General features: G+C 73.7%; 19 protein-coding genes and 1 pseudogene. 11 read left to right on the top strand and 9 right to left on the bottom strand.

The window, feature by feature from the left end; genetic code table 11:
* Positions 1–9: 9 nt before the first annotated feature.
* From KBX37_RS18390 to KBX37_RS18365, 6 genes are all read left to right on the top strand, one after another.
* A complete protein-coding gene (locus KBX37_RS18390; protein ID WP_210777175.1) occupies positions 10–2187 on the top strand; it encodes a bifunctional glycosyltransferase family 2 protein/CDP-glycerol:glycerophosphate glycerophosphotransferase in 2178 nt (725 codons plus the stop codon).
* A gap of 138 nt (positions 2188–2325) precedes the next feature.
* Positions 2326–3633 (top strand): ABC transporter ATP-binding protein, encoded by a 1308-nt coding sequence (locus KBX37_RS18385; RefSeq protein WP_210777174.1) that lies wholly within the window; start codon positions 2326–2328, stop codon positions 3631–3633.
* A 95-nt stretch (positions 3634–3728) separates the two neighbouring features.
* A complete protein-coding gene (locus tag KBX37_RS18380) occupies positions 3729–4751 on the top strand; it encodes a hypothetical protein (protein WP_210777173.1) in 1023 nt (340 codons plus the stop codon).
* A gap of 97 nt (positions 4752–4848) precedes the next feature.
* Positions 4849–5316, top strand: a complete 468-nt coding sequence (locus KBX37_RS18375; protein ID WP_088964229.1) for a DUF4442 domain-containing protein — start codon at positions 4849–4851, stop codon at positions 5314–5316.
* A 58-nt stretch (positions 5317–5374) separates the two neighbouring features.
* Positions 5375–6124: a beta-phosphoglucomutase family hydrolase gene (locus KBX37_RS18370; RefSeq protein WP_210777172.1), complete on the top strand. Its 750-nt coding sequence runs from the start codon at positions 5375–5377 to the stop codon at positions 6122–6124.
* Complete coding sequence (locus KBX37_RS18365; protein ID WP_210777171.1) at positions 6121–8490, top strand: glycoside hydrolase family 65 protein; 2370 nt, start codon at positions 6121–6123, stop codon at positions 8488–8490. Before KBX37_RS18370 ends, KBX37_RS18365 begins: the two co-directional genes overlap by 4 nt.
* Before the next feature lie 57 nt (positions 8491–8547).
* Here the strand turns inward: KBX37_RS18365 and KBX37_RS18360 are convergent, their stop codons facing one another.
* Positions 8548–8727 carry a hypothetical protein gene (locus KBX37_RS18360; protein WP_088964226.1) on the bottom strand — a complete coding sequence of 60 codons (180 nt, stop codon included), beginning with the start codon at positions 8725–8727 and terminating at the stop codon, positions 8548–8550.
* Positions 8728–8874: 147 nt separating this feature from the next.
* On the opposite strand from KBX37_RS18360, the gene KBX37_RS18355 reads away from it, so the two are divergent.
* Complete coding sequence (locus KBX37_RS18355) at positions 8875–9579, top strand: dienelactone hydrolase family protein (protein WP_210777170.1); 705 nt, start codon at positions 8875–8877, stop codon at positions 9577–9579.
* Between the two features lie 141 nt (positions 9580–9720).
* On the opposite strand, the gene KBX37_RS18350 is transcribed toward KBX37_RS18355, so the two are convergent.
* On the bottom strand, positions 9721–10857 hold the full coding sequence (locus KBX37_RS18350) for an AI-2E family transporter (RefSeq protein ID WP_307849113.1): 1137 nt from the start codon (positions 10855–10857) through the stop codon (positions 9721–9723).
* Between the two features lie 273 nt (positions 10858–11130).
* Here KBX37_RS18350 and KBX37_RS18345 point away from each other — a divergent pair, with 273 nt between their 5' ends.
* The 4 genes from KBX37_RS18345 to KBX37_RS18330 all read left to right on the top strand — a co-directional run bounded on the left by KBX37_RS18345 (position 11131) and on the right by KBX37_RS18330 (position 13182).
* Entirely contained in the window at positions 11131–11313 is a 183-nt protein-coding gene (locus KBX37_RS18345; protein WP_210777169.1) for an antitoxin, read from the top strand.
* A gap of 189 nt (positions 11314–11502) precedes the next feature.
* Positions 11503–12711: a cytochrome P450 gene (locus tag KBX37_RS18340; protein WP_307849112.1), complete on the top strand. Its 1209-nt coding sequence runs from the start codon at positions 11503–11505 to the stop codon at positions 12709–12711.
* 43 nt (positions 12712–12754) lie between these two features.
* Positions 12755–13003 (top strand): ferredoxin, encoded by a 249-nt coding sequence (locus KBX37_RS18335; protein ID WP_307849111.1) that lies wholly within the window; start codon positions 12755–12757, stop codon positions 13001–13003.
* 2 nt (positions 13004–13005) lie between these two features.
* On the top strand, positions 13006–13182 hold the full coding sequence (locus KBX37_RS18330; RefSeq protein WP_210777200.1) for a hypothetical protein: 177 nt from the start codon (positions 13006–13008) through the stop codon (positions 13180–13182).
* Between the two features lie 51 nt (positions 13183–13233).
* Here the strand turns inward: KBX37_RS18330 and KBX37_RS18325 are convergent, their stop codons facing one another.
* The 7 genes and pseudogenes from KBX37_RS18325 to KBX37_RS18295 form a co-directional block, all read right to left on the bottom strand.
* The gene (locus KBX37_RS18325; protein ID WP_210777167.1) at positions 13234–13833 is read right to left on the bottom strand and encodes a hemerythrin domain-containing protein; all 600 of its coding nucleotides are present in this window, start codon (positions 13831–13833) and stop codon (positions 13234–13236) included.
* 246 nt (positions 13834–14079) lie between these two features.
* Positions 14080–14739, bottom strand: coding sequence for a C39 family peptidase (locus KBX37_RS18320; RefSeq protein WP_210777166.1), 660 nt, complete (start codon positions 14737–14739; stop codon positions 14080–14082).
* Between the two features lie 353 nt (positions 14740–15092).
* Entirely contained in the window at positions 15093–15512 is a 420-nt protein-coding gene (locus tag KBX37_RS18315; protein WP_210777165.1) for a TIGR03618 family F420-dependent PPOX class oxidoreductase, read from the bottom strand.
* A 42-nt stretch (positions 15513–15554) separates the two neighbouring features.
* On the bottom strand, positions 15555–15896 hold the full coding sequence (locus KBX37_RS18310; protein WP_210777164.1) for a YkvA family protein: 342 nt from the start codon (positions 15894–15896) through the stop codon (positions 15555–15557).
* A gap of 86 nt (positions 15897–15982) precedes the next feature.
* Positions 15983–16780 carry a hypothetical protein gene (locus KBX37_RS18305; RefSeq protein ID WP_210777163.1) on the bottom strand — a complete coding sequence of 266 codons (798 nt, stop codon included), beginning with the start codon at positions 16778–16780 and terminating at the stop codon, positions 15983–15985.
* 135 nt (positions 16781–16915) lie between these two features.
* Positions 16916–17260, bottom strand: coding sequence for a hypothetical protein (locus KBX37_RS18300; RefSeq protein ID WP_210777162.1), 345 nt, complete (start codon positions 17258–17260; stop codon positions 16916–16918).
* 230 nt (positions 17261–17490) lie between these two features.
* Positions 17491–17710, bottom strand: a pseudogene (locus KBX37_RS18295) (hypothetical protein); the annotation flags it as partial.

The raw sequence follows: 17710 nt of genomic DNA, 5'->3' as shown, positions 1-17710 counted from the left end.
GCGGCCGGGATGACCCTGATCAGCTTCGTCGTACCGGCCTACCGGGTGCAGGGCTACCTGCGTGAGTGTCTGGACTCGATCCTCGGGCAGCCCTTCGACGACCTCGAGGTGATCGGCGTCGACGACGCCTCGCCGGACGCCGTCGGCGACATCCTCGACGAGTACGCCGCCCGCGACCCCCGGGTCCGGGCGCTCCGGCTGCCCCGCAACGTCGGGCTCGGTCCGGCCCGCAACGCCGGGCTGGACCGGGCCGCCGGCGAGTACGTCTGGTTCGTCGACGGCGACGACTGGCTCGCCCCGGACTGCCTGTCCGAGGTCGCCGACCGGCTGCGGGCCGCCCGCCCGGACGTCCTCGTGGTGGACCACGTCCGGGCGCACTGGAACGACACCGCCAGCCGCAGCGCGATGGCCGAGGTGTTCCCGGAGCCGCCCGGCGAGGCCACCTTCCGGCTGCGGGACCGGCCGGAGACCCTGCACCTGCTGCACACCGCCTGGAACCGGGTGGTCCGCCGGGAGTTCCTGGTCGACCTCGGGCTGCGCTTCGCCCCCGGCTGGTACGAGGACGTCTCCTTCACCTATCCGGTGCTGCTGGCCGCCGAGCGGATCGCCGTGCTCGACCGGGTCTGCGTCAACTACCGGCAGCGGCGCGCCGGGGCGATCACCCGGACCCGGGGGGACCGGCACTTCGAGGTCTTCGCGCAGTGGCACCGGGTGTTCGCGCTGATGGACCGCTGGGGACCGGCGGTGGCCGAGCTGCGGCCGGCGGTCTTCGAGCGGATGGCCTGGCACCACCTGACCGTGCTCGGCAACGGCGAACGGATCGCCCCCGCGCTGCGCCCGGCGTTCTTCGCCCAGATGACCGCCGACCACCGGCGCTTCCGGCCGCCCGAGGGCTACCCCGCGCCGGACGGGCTGGACGGGCTCAAGCACCGGCTGGTCGCGGCGGGACGATGGCGGACGTTCCGCGCGTTGCGCGCGGTGAACCAGGCCCGGGCGACGGCCCGCGGCACCGCCCGGCGGGCGCTGCCGGTGGCCCGGCGTACCGCACGGCTGACCCGCGACGCCGTGCTGCGCGAGTACTACCGGGCCGAGCTGCGCCGGCCGATCGACCCGACGCTGGCCGTCTACGCCGCGTACTGGTACCGCGGGTACGCCTGCAACCCGGCCGCGATCCACGCCGCCGCCCGCCGGCTGGCCCCGCAGGTCCGGGGGGTGTGGATCGTCCGGCGAGACCGGGTGGACACGCTGCCGCCCGGCACCGAGTACGTGGTCGCCGGCACCCCCGGCTACTACCGGGCGCTGGCCCGGGCCCGGTGGCTGGTGAACAACGTCAACTTCCCCGACTTCGTCCGCAAGCGACCCGGCTCGCTGCACGTGCAGACCCACCACGGCACGCCGGTGAAGGTGATGGGCCTGGACCAGCAGCGCTTCCCGCTGGGGGCGGGCGGGATGGACTTCGCCGGGCTGCTGCGCCGGGTGGACCGCTGGGACTACAGCATCACCTCGAACAGCTTCTCCACCCAGATGTGGGACCGGGCCTACCCGGCCACGTACACCACGTTGGAGGTCGGCTACCCGCGCAACGACCGGCTGGTCACCGCCACCGCCGAGGAGATCCGGGAGATCCGGGACCGGCTCGGCGTCGGGCCGGACGAGCGGGTGGTGCTGTACGCGCCGACGCACCGCGAACACCTGCCCCGCTACCGCCCGCCCTTCGACCCGGGACGGCTGCTCGACGTGCTCGGGCCGTCGGGGCGGCTGCTGATCCGCAGCCACTACTTCCACGACCGGGCGGGCCGGGCCCGCCGGCGTACCGGGGGCCGGGCGGTCGACGTCAGCGACCACGGCTGCGTGGAGGATCTCTATCTCGCGGCGGACGTGCTGGTCACCGACTACTCGTCGGCGATGTTCGACTACGCCGTCCTGGACCGCCCGATCGTCGTGTACGCGCCGGACCGCGACGCGTACGCGCTGGCCCGGGGGGTCTACTTCGACGTGACCGCCGAACCGCCCGGCGCCGTCGCGCTGACCTTCGCCGAGCTGCTGGAACTCTTCCGCTCCGGCGCGGATACCGGGGCGGAGGCGCAGCGGGCGCGGCAGCGGTTCCGGGGCCGGTTCTGCACCTTGGACGACGGGCACGCCGCGGATCGGGTGGCCCGTCGGGTCTTCCTCGACGATCCCGCCTGACGCTGCGGTCCCGTCCACGGGCCCGCTGCCGGTAATAGGACCGTCATGACCGCAACATCGCACGTTTACCCGATGTGCTGATCCGATGATGCTCGTCACAGTCAAGCGCGGGGTTCGGCCGAGCTGGGGGAGGAGACGGTGACCACCGTCGCGCTCAAGGATGTCACCAAGGTGTTCCAGGACGGGACGCTCGCGGTCGACAGCGTCAATCTGGACGTCAACGACGGCGAGTTCATGGTGCTGCTCGGTCCGTCGGGCTGCGGCAAGTCCACCGTGCTGCGAATGGTGGCCGGCCTGGAGGACCCGAGCTCCGGCGCCGTGATGCTCGACGGCGAGGTCGCCAACGACCTGCCGCCACGGGAGCGGAGGATCGCCATGGTCTTCCAGGACTTCGCGCTCTATCCGCACATGACCGTCGGGGACAACATCGCCTTCCCGCTGCGGCTCGCCGGTGTGGAGCCGGCCCCGCGCGGCGAGCGGGTGCAGGACGTCGCGGGCGCGCTCGGCATCGGGGACGTCCTCGGCCGCAAGCCGAGCCAGCTCTCCGGCGGCCAGCGGCAGCGGGTGGCCATGGGGCGGGCGATAGTGCGCCGTCCGGGGCTCTTCCTGATGGACGAGCCGCTCTCCAACCTGGACAGCGGCCTGCGCGCCGAGCTGCGCGCGGAGATCTCCGGGCTGACCCGGGAGCTGGGCGTCACCACCATCTACGTCACGCACGACCAGGCCGAGGCGCTGACCATGGCCGACCGGGTCGCCATCATGCGCAAGGGCGTCCTGCAGGACGTCGGCACGCCGACCCAGGTGTACGGTCGCCCGGCCACCCTCTACGTCGCCGCGTTCCTGGGCAGCCCCCGGATGAACCTGCTGGAGGCGTCGGTCTACGTCCACCTCGACCGGTACGTCACCCTCACCCTCGGCGAGCAGGCGCTCTACCTGCCCTGGGACGACATCCGCAGCCGGGCGGTGGCGCACTACCACGGCGAGCGGATCGTGGTCGGGATGCGGGCCGAGGCGCTGACCCCGGTCGCCCCGGACACCACCGGCGACGTGCTCCAGGGCCGGGTCCGCTATCTGGAGCACCACGGGCACGAGTCGCTGGCCTTCCTCGACATCGGCGCCACCGCGATCGTGGTGGACGAGATGGGCGCCACGGCCGACGACGCACCGGCCGGGCAGCGCGGGCTGCGCCGGTTCGGGCAGGTCATGCAGCGGCTCACCGGCCGGGCCGGCGAGCTGGACCCGATCTCCGCCCCGACCGGGGGCGGCAACCGGACCAGCGTGCTCCCCGACCTGGGGCGCCACCACCGCCGTCCCGCCGAGCTGGCGGTACGCCTCGCCCCGTACCCGGCGATCTCGGCGGGTCACCCGATGTCGGTCGCCGTACGGATGGACGCCCTGCACTTCTTCGACGAGCGCGGCGACCGGATCGACGTCGGCTGGCGCTGAGCCGTCAGGCTCGGCGGGGCTGCGGGCGACCGGGCCCATGCCCTACGGTCAGCGCACCCAGTCCACCGAGCACCGCCTGTAGAGAGGGGCCCGCCGTGTCGGGTGACCGTCCGAGCCCGCTCGTGATCGAGCGGATCCTGCGTGATCGGCAGGGCATCTGGCAGCAGATCGTCGCCGACGACGACCTGAACGCGCTGACCGGGCGGATGCTGGCCAGCTCCGCCGTCGCACTGGCCTGCTACGGGGCGGTGCTCGGCGCGTTCCACGGCGTGCTGATGGCGTTGACCTCGGCGGTCAAGCTGCCGCTGCTCTTCCTCATCACCCTGGCCATCTGCCTGCCCACGCTCTACCTGTTCAACCTGGTGTTCGGGGCCCGGCTGTCGGTACGCCAGTCGGTGGCCCTGGTGATGGTGGCGATCACGGTCACCTCGATGCTGGCGGTGGCGTTCGCCCCGATCAGCCTCTTCTTCCTGATCACGGCGCCGGACTACGGCTTCTTCAAGCTGCTGAACGTGGCGATCCTGACGCTGTCGGCGGTGGTCGGGCTGCGCTTCCTCACCGGCGGGATGCAGGTGCTCAACGCGCACGGCCTGCTCGCCCCGTCGGCCGCCGCCCCTGCTCCGCAGGGCGCCGTGGCCGCCCCGGCCGCCCCGGCCGCCGTACCCGCCCAGCCGGCGTCCGGTGAGCCGGTCGCGGAGCCGGTGGCCGTGGGAGCGAGCGCCAACGGCGCGGCGGGCGCGAACGGCACCACCACGCCGGCCGCCGAGGCGCAGCCGGTGGCCGTCGTCCCCGCGCAGCCGGTGGCCGTCGTCCCGGCGCAGCCGGTCGTGCTGGCCGGCCACCCGGTGGCGGCCTTCCCGCCCGGGATGGTTCCGCCGGGGTACGCCGGTGCGGGCCGGCCGTGGGCCACCCCGCCGGTGCGGCGCGGCGAGTCGGAGCGGCCGGCCAGCATGACCCTGCTGTACGTCTGGATCCTGCTCTTCGGTTTCGTCGGCACCCAGCTCGCCTGGACCCTGCGTCCGTTCGTCGGCAGCCCGGGCGAGGACTTCGCCCTGTTCCGCAGCATCGAGGGCAACTTCTACGCGGAGATCCTGCGCACCCTCGGCAACCTGTTCTGAGAATTCGCCGGTGCGGGCGGCCAGCGCTGCCCGCACCGCTGAAATTCCTGGTCCGCCGCGTCTTGCCGGAAAAGTTACCGGCTAGTAACGTCGGGGCATGTCCATCGACTCGCGCCAGGTGGCGGCCGGGATGCTCCAGGCCGTGCCGTTCGCCCGTACCCTCGGCTTCGAGTTCGTCGAGGTCGCCCCGGAGGCCCAGGGCGGGGTCCGGGCCGTGGTCCGGCTGCCCGACACGCCGGCCACCCACAACCACGTCGGCGGCCCGCACGCCGGAGCCATGTTCACCCTCGGCGAGACCGCGTCCGGCACGGTGGTGATGGCCGCCTTCGGCCACCTGCTCGACCGCGCGGTGCCGCTCGCCGTCCGGGCCGACATCGCGTACCGGAAGCTGGCCATGGGGCCGGTGCTGGCCACCGCGCGGCTCGGTCGTACGCCGGCCGAGGTGGTCGCCGAGCTCGACGCCGGGCAGCGGCCGGAGTTCCCCGTGGAGGTGGAGATCGGCACCGAGGACGGCACCGTCACCGGCACGATGACCGTCGTCTGGACGCTGCGCCCCAACCGCTGACGCACCGGCACCTGACGAAACGGGCTTGTTCGGGCGGTGCGCTGGATAGATTCGTACCGTGCTGGGCCTACCTGCTCATGTGTCCGCCTGTCTCTTCGATCTGGACGGTGTGCTGACGCAGACCGCCAAGGTGCACAACGCCGCCTGGAAGCAGACCTTCGACGCGTTCCTGGCGCGCCGGGCCGCGGCCACCGGTGAGCCGTTCCGGCCCTTCGACCCCGGGCCGGACTACAACCGGTACGTGGACGGCAGGCCCCGCGCCGACGGGGTCCGATCCTTCCTCGCCTCCCGGGGCGTGGTGCTGCCGGAGGGCAGCCCCGACGACCCGCCCGAGGCGGACACGGTCACCGGGGTCGGCAACCGCAAGAACGTCGTCCTGCTGGAGCGGATCCACCACGACGGGGTCGAGGTCTACCCGGGCTCGGTGACGTACCTGCGGGCGGCCGTCGCGGCCGGGCTGCGCCGCGCGGTGGTCTCGGCCAGCGCGAACTGCCGCGCCGTGGTCGCCGCCGCCGGCCTGGAACCCCTGCTCGAGGCGCGGGTCGACGGTCTGGTGGCGCGGGCCGAGGGGTTGCGCGGCAAGCCGCACCCGGACACCTTCCTGGCCGGCGCCAAGCTCCTCGGGGTCGACCCGGCCAACGCCGCGGTCTTCGAGGACGCCCTCGCCGGGGTGGCCGCCGGGCGGGCCGGCGGCTTCGGCTACGTGGTCGGCGTGGACCGGGTCGGCCAGGCCGACGAGTTGCGCGACCAGGGCGCCGACATCGTGGTCACCGACCTCTCCGACCTACTGAAGGGGACGGCGGCATGATCCGCGAACGCGCCTATCCGGTCGAGCCCTGGCACATCCGGGAGACCCGGCTCGACATGGACGTGCTGGCCCAGTCCGAGTCGGTCTTCGCGCTCTCCAACGGGCACGTAGGGCTGCGCGGCAACCTCGACGAGGGGGAGCCGCACGGCCTCCCCGGCACCTACCTCAACTCCTTCTACGAGCTGCGCCCGCTGCCGTACGCGGAGGCCGGCTTCGGCTTCCCCGAGTCGGGCCAGACCATCGTCAACGTCACCAACGGCAAGCTGATCCGGCTGCTGGTCGACGACGAGCCGCTCGACCTCCGCTACGGCGAGCTGCTGAGCCACGAGCGGATCCTCGACCTGCGCGCCGGCACCCTGCACCGGGAGATGCACTGGCGCTCCCCGGCCGGGCGCGAGGTCAAGGTCCGCAGCACCCGCCTGGTCTCCTTCACGCAGCGGGCGGTCGCCGCGATCAACTACGAGGTGGAGGCGGTGGACGGGCCGCTGCGGCTGATCCTCCAGTCCGAGCTGGTCGCCAACGAGACGCTGCCGGCGCAGAGCCGCGACCCGCGGGTGGCCGCCGTGCTGGAGTCGCCGTTGCAGGCCGAGGAGGAGCTGACCACCGACGACGGCGGGCTGCTCATCCACCGCACCAAGGTCAGCGGCCTGCGGGTGGCCGCCGAGATGGGCCACGACGTGTACGCCCCGGCGAAGTACACCGTCGAGTCCGAGGGCTACGAGGACTGGGTGCGGACCACCGTCGGCTGCGTGCTCAAGCCCGGCGAGACGCTGCGGGTGGTCAAGTACCTCACCTACGGCTGGTCGAGCAAGCGGTCGCTGCCGGCGCTGCGCGACCAGGTCGGCGCGGCGCAGGCCGGGGCCCGGCTGGACGGCTGGGAGGGCCTGCACCGGGAGCAGCGGGAGTACCTCGACGAGTTCTGGGACGCCGCCGACGTGCGGGTCGAGGGCGACCCGGAGGTGCAGCAGGCGGTCCGCTTCGGGCTGTTCCACGTCCTGCAGGCCGGCGCCCGGGCCGAGCGGCGACCCATCTCGGCCAAGGGCCTGACCGGCCCCGGGTACGACGGGCACGCGTTCTGGGACACCGAGATGTTCGTGCTGCCGGTGCTCACCTACACCCAGCCGTCCGCAGTCCGGGACGCGCTCTACTGGCGGCACTCGACGCTCGGGCAGGCCCAGGAACGGGCCCGGACGTTGAACCTCCAGGGCGCCGCGTTTCCCTGGCGGACCATCGAGGGCCCCGAGTCGTCGGCGTACTGGCCGGCCGGCACCGCCGCCTTCCACATCGCCGCCGACGTGGCCGACGCGCTGCGCCGCTACCTGCTGGTCACCGGCGACGACCAGCTGGAGCAGGAGATCGGCCTGGAGGTGCTGGTGGAGACGGCCCGGCTCTGGCGCTCGCTGGGCCACCACGACCGCAGGGGTCGGTTCCACATCGACGGGGTGACCGGGCCGGACGAGTACACCGCCGTCAAGGACGACAACATCTACACCAACCTGATGGCGCAGCGGAACCTGCTCACCGCCGCCGACTGCGCGATGCGCTACCGGGACGAGGCGATCGACCTCGGGGTGACCGAGGAGGAGGCGGCGCAGTGGCGGGACGCCGCGAACGCCATGTACATCCCGTACGACCAGGGGTTGAAGGTCCACGCGCAGGTGGAGGGCTTCACCCGGTTGCAGGAGTGGGACTTCGAGCACACCCCGGCGGAGAAGTACCCGCTGCTGCTGCACTACCCGTACTTCGACCTGTACCGCAAGCAGGTGGTCAAGCAGGCCGACCTGGTGCTGGCCATGCACTGGCGGGGTGACGCCTTCACCGCCGACGAGAAGCTGCGCAACTTCCTCTACTACGAGCGGCGTACCGTCCGGGACTCCTCGCTGTCGGCCTGCACCCAGGCGGTGATGGCGGCCGAGGTCGGGCACCCGGAGCTGGCCCACCGCTACCTGCGCGAGGCAGCGCTGATGGACCTGCACGACCTCAACGAGAACACCCGCGACGGGGTGCACATGGCCTCGCTGGCCGGCGCGTGGATCGCGCTGGTCTCCGGCTTCGGCGGGCTGCGCGACCACGACGGGACGCTGTCGTTCTCGCCGCGCCTGTCCAGTCGGCTCAGCCGGCTGGAGTTCTCGTTGCAGTGGCGCTCGCTGCGGCTGCGGGTGGACGTCCGGCCGCACCAGACCACGTACTCGCTGCGCAACGGCGGGCCGGACACGGTGGTGGAGCTGCGCCACCACGGCGAGAAGATCACCGTGACCAGTTCCCTGCCGGTCACCGTCCCGGTGCCCACGCCCGACCCGCCCGGTCCGGCGCCTGAGCAACCCCCGGGTCGGTCCCCGCTGCTGCACCTTCCAGAGGAGGGCTGACCAGACGGACCGGCCACGAGGTCGGCGGCGTACCGCCAACCTCGTGGCCGGAAAGGGTCAGAACTGGCGACCGTTGGAGGGACGGCCCCCCGCGTCGCGCGGAGCCATCGCGGCCGGGTCGTCCGCCGTGCGGGCCCGGGCCGCCTCGTCCGCCCAGTCCCGGCCGCGCTCGGCGTCCTGTTCGCGTTCTTCCTGCTCGGCCGTCCGGGTCTGCTGCCTGGACTTCTGCTCAGCCATGGCGATCCTCGCGATCCGTCGGGGCGCCGGGCACGCCGGCGCCGTCGTGCGGTCACCCTGCGGCTTCCCGAGGTTGTCGGCGGCAAACGCCGGGGCGACCGCCCCAGCCCGTCGCCCGCCCCCTGCTTGGGTACCGGCGGCGCGGGTATGACCGCCGGGCCGGTGCGAATCCGACGGTACGGAGGGGTGCAGATTCGGACAGGAAGCAACGAGGTGACCATCCCGGTGGCCGACGTCGGGCTCCCGGCCGACGTGGCCGTCCCGGAGGGCGCCAACGGCGTGGTGCTCTTCGCCCACGGCAGCGGCAGCTCGCGGCACAGCCCGCGTAACACGGCGGTGGCCGGGGTGCTCCGGAGTCGGGGCGCCGCCACCGTGCTGGTCGACCTGCTCACCCCGGAGGAGGACGCGGTCGACGCCGTCACGGCCGAGCTGCGCTTCGACATCGGCCTGCTCGCCGACCGGCTCGCCGGCATCGTCGACTGGCTGGGCACCGAGCCCACGCTGGGCCGGCTGCCGGTGGGCCTGTTCGGGGCGAGCACTGGTGCGGCGGCGGCGCTGGTCGCCGCGGCGGGGCGGCCGGACCGGGTGGCGGCGGTGGTCTCCCGGGGCGGACGGCCGGACCTGGCGGGCCCCGCGCTCACCGGGGTACGCGCGCCGACGCTGATGCTGGTCGGTGGCCTGGACGAGCAGGTGATCACGCTCAACGAGCAGGCCGCCGCGGCGCTCACCGCGCCGCACGAGCTGCGGATCGTGCCCGGCGCCACCCACCTCTTCGAGGAGCCCGGTGCGCTGGAGCAGGTGGCGGCCGACGCGGCCGACTGGTTCGCCGCCCACCTCCGCGTCCCCGCCTGACCCACCCACCCCGCTCCGCGGGCGAGCACTTTCACGGAAAGAGTGGCTATTCGGCGCGCGATAGGCCCTCTTTCCGTGAAAGTGCCTGCCGTGCATGTGCCCGTGCCGCGGGGGGCGGGCGGGGTGGGTGGGTCAGGTGGGTCAGGTGTGGGTGCGGGGTGGGGTGAGGCGGGTGGTGGCGATGCGTTCGCGGTGGCGCTGGACGGTGTCGATCACCCGGTAGGCGACGGCGGCGATCGGCACCGAGACGAAGGCGCCGGCGACCCCGGCGATCAGCGTGCCCGCCGTGACCACCACCAGGATCACCGCCGGGTGCAGCTGCACCTGCCGCTTCATGATCAGCGGCTCCAGCAGGTTGCCCTCGATCTGCTGCACGGCGATCACCGCGAGCAGCACCAGCAGCGCCGTCGTCGGACCCTTGGCGGCGAGCGCCACCAGAACGGCGACCGTACCCGCGACCGTGGCGCCGATGATCGGCACGAAGCCGCCGAGGAAGGTGATCAGCGCCAGCGGCAGGGCGAGCGGCACCCGCAGCAGCACCAGGGACAGCCCGATGCCGATCGCGTCGATCGCCGCGATGATCATCGTCCCCCGGCTGTACGCGCCAAGGGTGTGCCAGCCGGCCCGGCCGGCCTCGGAGGTCAGCTCGCGGTTCGGGCCGGTCGTCCGGCGCAGCACCCAGTGCCACATCGTCCGGCCGTCCTTGAGCAGGAAGAAGAGCAGCACCAGGGCGAGCAGGGCGGAACCGACCACCTCGGCTGCCGTCCGGGCCCCGCCGACCGGGTCGAAGCCCCCACCCATGCCGGAGCGCACCTGCTGAATCAGCTTGTCCAGCTGGGCGTCGCTGACCGGCAGGGTGGAGGTGACGAAGTCCCGGCTGCGCTGGACACCCTCGCCGAGTTCCTTGCTCAGCTCGCTGAACTGGGCGGCGGTCAGGTTCCACACCAGCACGCCGACCCCGACCAGGATGCCCAGCAGCAGCAGGAGCGACAGCAGCGCCGCCAGCGCGCGCGGCACCCGCAGCCGGCGCAGGCGCAGCAGCACCGGATCGAGCAGCGCGGTGAGGAAGAGGGTGACCGCCACGGCGATCGCCAGCGGCGCCAGCAGCACCGCCACCCGACCCAGCAGGTAGAGCGCGAACACCACGACCACCAGGCAGGCGCTCCACACCACCGCCGTGCGGACCAGCCAGGGCAGCGCCCCCCAGGCCTGCCGTGGCGCCGGCCGGGCGCCCGCCGCCGTCACCTCGGGCGTACGCCCGGCACCGTCCTCGTCCACGTCGATCCTCCTCGGTCTCGGCGGAATCGATACCCGTACGGCCGCTCTCCGACACCCGTCGGTGGATCAACGCCGTCCCGGGCAGGTGGTTCCGCTCTGGACAGTCCCGGCACGCGCGGCCGGGACTGCCGCCGCCGGGCATGGCCGCCGAGGGACGTCCGCCTGCGCCACTGCCGCGACGGCGGCGAGGTGAGGTGGGCGTACGACAGGGGCCGGGGTGTTTGCGGCCGGGACCGGAGGGAACGCAGCAGGCACCGAGCGAGGAGGACCGTGGTGAGTGACTTCATGGACAAGGCCAAGGACATGGCCGACAAGCACGACAAGCAGGTCGACCAGGGCCTGGACAAGGCCGGCGAGGCCGCCGACCAGCGCACCGGCGGCAAGTACGACGAGCAGACCGACAAGGCCGTCGACATGGCGCAGGCGCGCACGGGTGAGGGCGACCAGGGCCGCTGACCTCGCGTTTCCGCTGCCGGACCGCCCTCGGGTGGTCCGGCAGCGGCGTGTCCGGGGAGGGGCACGGTCTGGTCAGCATCGACGGGGCTCGCTACGATCCGCAGTCGTGGCATGACTCACCGTGGAGTCGTGCGGAGCGGACGGCCCCGCCCGGCGCGGCGGGCCGCGGACCAGAGGGAGCCACCCCCGGTGACCGAGACTGCCCAGCCGACCATCCCGCAGCCCTACCCGTTCAGCGATCCCCACCGGCTCGACATCGACCCCCGCTACGCCCGGCTGCGTCAGGAGCAGCCGTTGACCCGGATCCGGATGCCGTTCGGCGAGCCCGCCTGGCTGGCCACCCGGCACGCCGACGTCCGGATCGTGCTCGGTGACCCCCGGTTCAGCCGGGCCGCCTCGGTGGGCCGCGACGAGCCCCGCAACAGTCCACGACAGACCGACACGGGCATCCTCCAGATGGACCCGCCGGAGCACACCCGGCTGCGCCGGCTGGTGGCGAAGGCGTTCACCGCCCGCCGGGTGGAGGAGCTGCGCCCGCGTACCCGGTTGGTCGCCGAGGAGCTGGTCGAGGCCATGGTCGCCGCCGGGCCGCCGGCCGACCTCGTCGCCGGCCTGGCCACCCCGCTGCCGATCCGAGTGATCTGCGACCTGCTCGGGGTGCCGGTCACCGACCAGGACCGCTTCCACACCTGGTCGGAGGCGATCGTGTCGACCACCTCGCTGCCGTCCGAGGTGGCCGGGAGCTACGTCGAGCAGCTGCTGGGGTACATGGCCGGGCTGATCGCCCAGCGGCGGACCGAGCCGACCGACGACCTGATCGGCGCGATGGTCCGGGCCCGGGACGAGCACGCCGACCGGCTCAGCGAGGAGGAGGTCGTCCGGCTGGCCGCCGGCCTGCTCGCCGCCGGCCACGAGACCACCGTGACCCAGATCCCCAACCTGGTGTACGTCCTGCTGACCGAGCCGGACGGCTGGGAGCGGCTACGGGCCGACCCGGGCCTGGTGCCGACGGCGGTCGAGGAGCTGATGCGCTTCATCCCGCTCGGCGCGACCGCCGCCTTCCCCCGGTACGCCCTGGAGGACGTCGAACTCGGCGGCGAGCTGGTCCGGGCCGGCGAGCCGGTGGTCGTGTCGATCCACTCGGCCAACCGGGACGAGCGGGTCTTCGCCGACCCCGACCGGCTGGACCTGGGCCGGGAGGTCAATCCGCACGTCGGGTTCGGCCACGGCGTGCACCACTGCGTCGGCGCGCAACTGGCCCGGATGGAACTCCAGGTGGTGCTGGAGACCCTGCTGCGGCGTACCCCCGGTCTGCGGCTCGCGGTGCCGGAGTCGGAGCTGACGTGGAAGAGCGGCCTGCTGGTCCGGGGTCTGACCGCGATGCCGGTGGCCTGGTGAGCGCGGAGCGGGGTCCGGCGGTGGCGGCCGGCCGGTGGCGCTGGTGAGCGCCGGGATCGCGGCGGGCGACGCCACGCGTTGGCGGGTCTTCGTCGACGCGACCCGGTGCATCGGGTCGGGGATCTGCGCGGGAGTGGCGCCCGCCCACTTCGTGCTGGTGGACGGGCTCTCCCGCCCGCTGGCCGAGCGGATCGCCCCGACGGATGAGGTGCTGGACGCCGCCGAGTCGTGCCCGATGGAGGCCATCATCGTGTCCGACGCCGAGGGGAGCCGGATCGCGCCGGAGCCGTGAGCGTGGCGCGCCCAGGTGGCCGGCGGGACCGACCACCCGGACGCCGGCCGGTCACCAGCCCGGCCAGCCTCCGCCGGCTGTTCGGCGTCGAGGGGGTCACCGGCACCCGGACCATCGTCGTGCCGGAGACGTTCTTCGAACGCCCGCTCGATCCCCGCCCGCCGACGGCCGTCCCCTGAGCGACGCGACGGCCAGGCCCGGTCGGGCCTGGCCGTCGCGAGACGATCGGGTCAGTGCTGCTTCTCGCGCAGCTCCGCCATCGAGTTCGGCCGGCCGCTGAGCGCGTCGCGCATCCGGTCCACCAGGCCGGCGCCGGGGGCGAGCAGCTTGTTCGCCGGCGGGTGGTCCGGGGCGGCCGGGTGCGGGCGGGTCGGCGCCGACTTCTTCGCGGCCTGCACCTTGCCGGCGAGTTCGACCAGTTCCTCGCGCGCCACCGCGGCCCGCAGGCGCGGGAAAAGGTCTGCCTCCTCGTCCTCGATGTGGTGTCGGATCGTGCCGGTCAGGTGGGCGAGCAACTCGTCGAAGCGCGGGTCGGAGGGGTCGACGGACTCCAGCTCCTTCATGGTCCGCTCGGCCTCGGCGTGCTCGGAGATCTCGTGCTCGGCGACCTGCTTGCCGTCCGGCAGCGCCTTGCGGGCGGTCGGGTAGACGTACGCCTCCTCGGCGACGGAGTGCCGGACCAGCTCGGCGATCACCACGTCGACGAGCTGGCGGCGGTGCTCCGGCGTGCCCCGGCGGCTCTCCAGCTCGACGAAGATCGATTCGACCTCGCGATGGTCGGAGATCAGCACGTCCACGACGTCCTGGTGGCTCTTCTCGTGATGGCTCATGTTCTCGTGCCCCTTAACCGGTGCGGACGGTCGGATGGGGGGCTGGTACCCGTCCGTGGCCGACCGAATCCCCTCCGGCGCGATCCGACCCGGCCGGGTCGCCGCCGCCGGCCGGACGGGCGCGGATCCGCCGTTGTCGCGCCGGCATCGTGGGGCCTGTCGGCGCGGGCCTCGGCCCGCCGCTGAACAGCGACGAGGGCCGGCCTCCCCTGTCGGGGAGACCGGCCCTCGGTCATCAGGTGGGGATCAGGAGCTGTAACCGCGGCCCGCGATCCAGTTGGCCAGCTCGGCCACGTCCATCCAGTACTCCTGGACGTCCGGCGCGGCCGGGTCGGCGATCTTGACGGTGTTGCCGTCGTCCTTGTACTCCACCACGGTCAGGTAGTGACCGGGGTAGTAGTGCTCGACGCCGTCGACGTCCACCGCACCGCCGAGGATGTTGGCCACCACCGGGTCACCGGCGTCCACCGCGGCCTTCACGTCGGCCCGGAGCCGCTCGATCTGCTCCTTGGACGCGACCTCGTCGCTGATCTCGGTGGTCTTGTACCGGCCGCCGGTGTACTCGTTGAGCACCCGGGTGACGTCGATGGCCGAGTCCGTGCCGTTCTCGGTGGTGCCGAGCTTCTCGGCCAGCTCGTCCTGGCTGACCGCCTTGCCGTCGGCCGAGAGCGCCATCCGGGTCGACGCCGGACCGCAGTAGAAGAAGTTCGGCTGCGCCTGGTACTCGTAGCCGGCGCGGCGCTCGCCCTTGCCCTTGCCCTTGCCCTTGCCCTTCTCGGACACGACGGACGCGGACGCCTTCTCGGCCGGCGCGGCCTGTGCGGCCACGGCGGGGCCGACGATGGCGCCACCGGTCATGACCAGGCCGGCGACGGAGAGCATGCCATTACGGAAAATCGTCTTCATGGTCGAAGCTCCATTCGGGGGGTTTGCCGCCCGGTCGTGGAAACCCGGACGCAAGCACCGGGAAAGGCGCTCGGATCATCAGGACGCGGACCCACTCGGCCCGCGCTCACCAGCAACGCAACGACCGCCAGCCCGGACCCATTCCGGCGCGGTCGTACGGACAATCCAACGACCCGCCCCACCCCCTGATTCCGCCTCCCCCGTGGCCCCCCTCACCCCCGCCCACCCGCGAACCCGACACCCGGGCCGAGACCTCACACCGCCCAAGACTGGCGCACTTTCCCGGAATGAGCGGCGATTCAGCGCGGAACAGCCACTCATTCCGTGAAAGTGCGGACCGAGGAGGGCGGGGGTCAGGTGGGTGGGGGGAGGCTGCCGAGGAGGCGGGTGACGGCGATCTCGATGACGACGCGTTCGGGGTTGGGACGGGGCCGGCGGTAGCGCTCGGCGTACCGGCGCTCGGCCTCGGCCACCGACGCCGGGTCGGTGCGGAGGGTCCCCCGGCCCTCGATGGTCAGCCACCACCGCCCGTCGAGGTGGCACACCGCGACGGGCGTGCCCTCGGGGCCGGCGGCGGCGACGTGCCGGGCCTTGGCGGAGCCGCCGGAGGTGATCACCCGGGCCAGCCCCGCGTCCGGGTCGAACGTGACCCCCACCGGCACCACGTGTGGGGTGCCGTCGGCGCGCAGGGTGGTCAGCGTGGCGAGGTGCCGCTCCGCGCAGAACGCGACGACCCGCTCGTCGTGTGGGTCCAACCGATGGTCGCCGGCCATGTCCGTCCCCCTTCGGGCCCGGTGCTCGGCCGGCCCGCACGATCATGGCACGGGACGGCGTACCCGGTCCTGACCAGGGGGAGTGTCCGGCTGGCCGGGCAACCGGCGGGCCTGCGCCCGGCGCTGGTGGGCCAACCGGGTCAGGTAGATCAGCGCCCCGGCGAGGATGCCCATGTCGTCCAGGTAGATCGGGTCGGGCAGCAGGTCGACCGGGAGGATCGTGTAGATCAGCGCGCCGTAGAAGGCCACCTTGCCCCCGACGCCGAGCGTGCCGAGCAGCCGGCGGGTGCGGACCACCCGGATCGCCAGCAGCACCGCGCCGACCAACGTCGCCAGCGCCAGGATGCCGCCGATGACGACGAGGACCAACGTCTCGCGGGACATGCCGTCACGCTAGCCGAACACCGCACCCACCGCCGACGAGCGCGGCGGTGAGACCCGGCGACTGCCATCGCCGAGCCCGCTCGCGGTCAGTAGGCGGCGACGGCGGCCCGACCCCGGGCCACGCCCGCCGACTCCCGGGCCGGCTCGGCCGCCGGCCGCCGGGTCTCCGGCATCGGCACCACCGACTCGACCTCCTCCGGCCTGCGGTCCAGCGCGGCGAACGCCTCCTCGCGCAGGCTGCGCGCCGCCGTCACGGTCAGCTCGGCTTCCCGCCACGCCGCCCGCTCCCGCTCCGACGCGGCCCGGTGCCGAGCGGCCAGGTTGTCCCGGATGGCACGGCGCAGCACCAGCTCCTGCTCGACCGGGTGCCGCCGCGGGTCCCAGCCGTTGCGGTGGGCGAAGACGTCGCTGAGCTGCTCCACCGAGAGCTCCTTGCGCCAGTACGCGTCCAGCGCGGCCCGGTGCAGGTACCGCTCCCGGTCGGCGTACTCGGCCGGGGTGCGGACCGTGCCGGGCAGGGGCATCGCGGCGGCGGCGGACAGCCGGCGGACGTCCGCCTCGGCCGCCTCGTACGCCGCCCAGGCCGCCTCGACCTCGTCCTGGGCGGCCAGCCACTCGGCGCGCCGCCGCCCGGCGGTGGCCGACGCGCGCTCGGCGGCGACTCCCACCTCGCCGGCGTACCGGGTGCGTTCCCGGTCCTCCTCGGCCAGCTCCATGGTGCTGGGCAGCGCGGCCTGCCGGATCCGGCCGGCGACGGCGGAGCGCAGCCAACCCGGACGGGCGACCAGCGCGCCGAAGGCGACGGCCGCGACGGCGAGCAGAACCAGCCAGATCACGGCGGCGGCGGGGACGTCGGGCAGGACGGAGGAGAAGACGGTCTGCATCACCAGCACCTCACGGCGGGAAACAATGTGGACGGGCGGGCCGGGCGAGCGGAGCGGCGGGCGTACCCGGGGCGGACGGCACGGCGCGACGGGTCGCGTGGCGGTGGTCCGGCACCACGGGGGGCGCCGCGTAGCTCAGCTCCGGGGTGGGCCGCGCCGGCCGGTGGCGTCCCGGACCGGGTCGGTCGTCGTCGCCGGCGCCGCGAGCGGCCGGTCGGTCGAGGCGGCGTCACGCCGGGCCGGGATCGGCCGGGCGGGGAAGTCGGCGGGCTGCTCGTCGGTCGGCCGGGCGGTGGCCGGCGACTCGGCCACCCGGGCGGCCGACACGGCGGGCCGGGTGGGCGCGGCGGCGGCCGGTCCGGTCGTCGGGGTGAAGACGCCGCCGAGACCGACCGCGAGCACCAGGGCGGTCAGCGCCAGCCGGGTCAGGTCGCGCAGCGTCGCCCGCCGAAAGGGGCGGGTGGACGCTACGGGCAGCACCTCTCCAACCTATCGCCACCCGAGGGCCGGTGCAGCGGACCGACGGCGTTCATCGGCGTGACCCGAACCACTCGTCCTACGTGGACCCACACTCGTCGGGGCGGCGGGCCCGTTGGCTTCGCTGAAAACAGGGGGGCCGGGTGGGCCCGGCTCTTCTGCTGACCAGATGCCCTGGAACGAGAACCGGCCCACCCGGCAACTCCCGGGTGGGCCGTTCCTGGTGCGTCAGGTCAGCGGTCGCCGCCGAGCACCGGCGGGGCGGTGTCGGCGCCGTCGTGCCACACCATCTCGTCCTCGGTGAGCCAGGTCAGCCGCTCGTCGCTCTCGTCCTCGCCGTGCTGGCCACGCCCGCCGATCACGCCGTTGCGGCCGGCGCCGCCGGCCGTGGCCGCCCGGTTGGCCGGCGCCCCGCCCGTGCCGGGCCGGCCGCCGCCGTTGGCGCTGCCCAAC

It is taken from the genome of Micromonospora sp. U56 (assembly GCF_018070095.1).
GTDB lineage: Bacteria > Actinomycetota > Actinomycetes > Mycobacteriales > Micromonosporaceae > Micromonospora > Micromonospora purpureochromogenes.
This window is presented reverse-complemented; position numbering and strand designations above follow the sequence as displayed.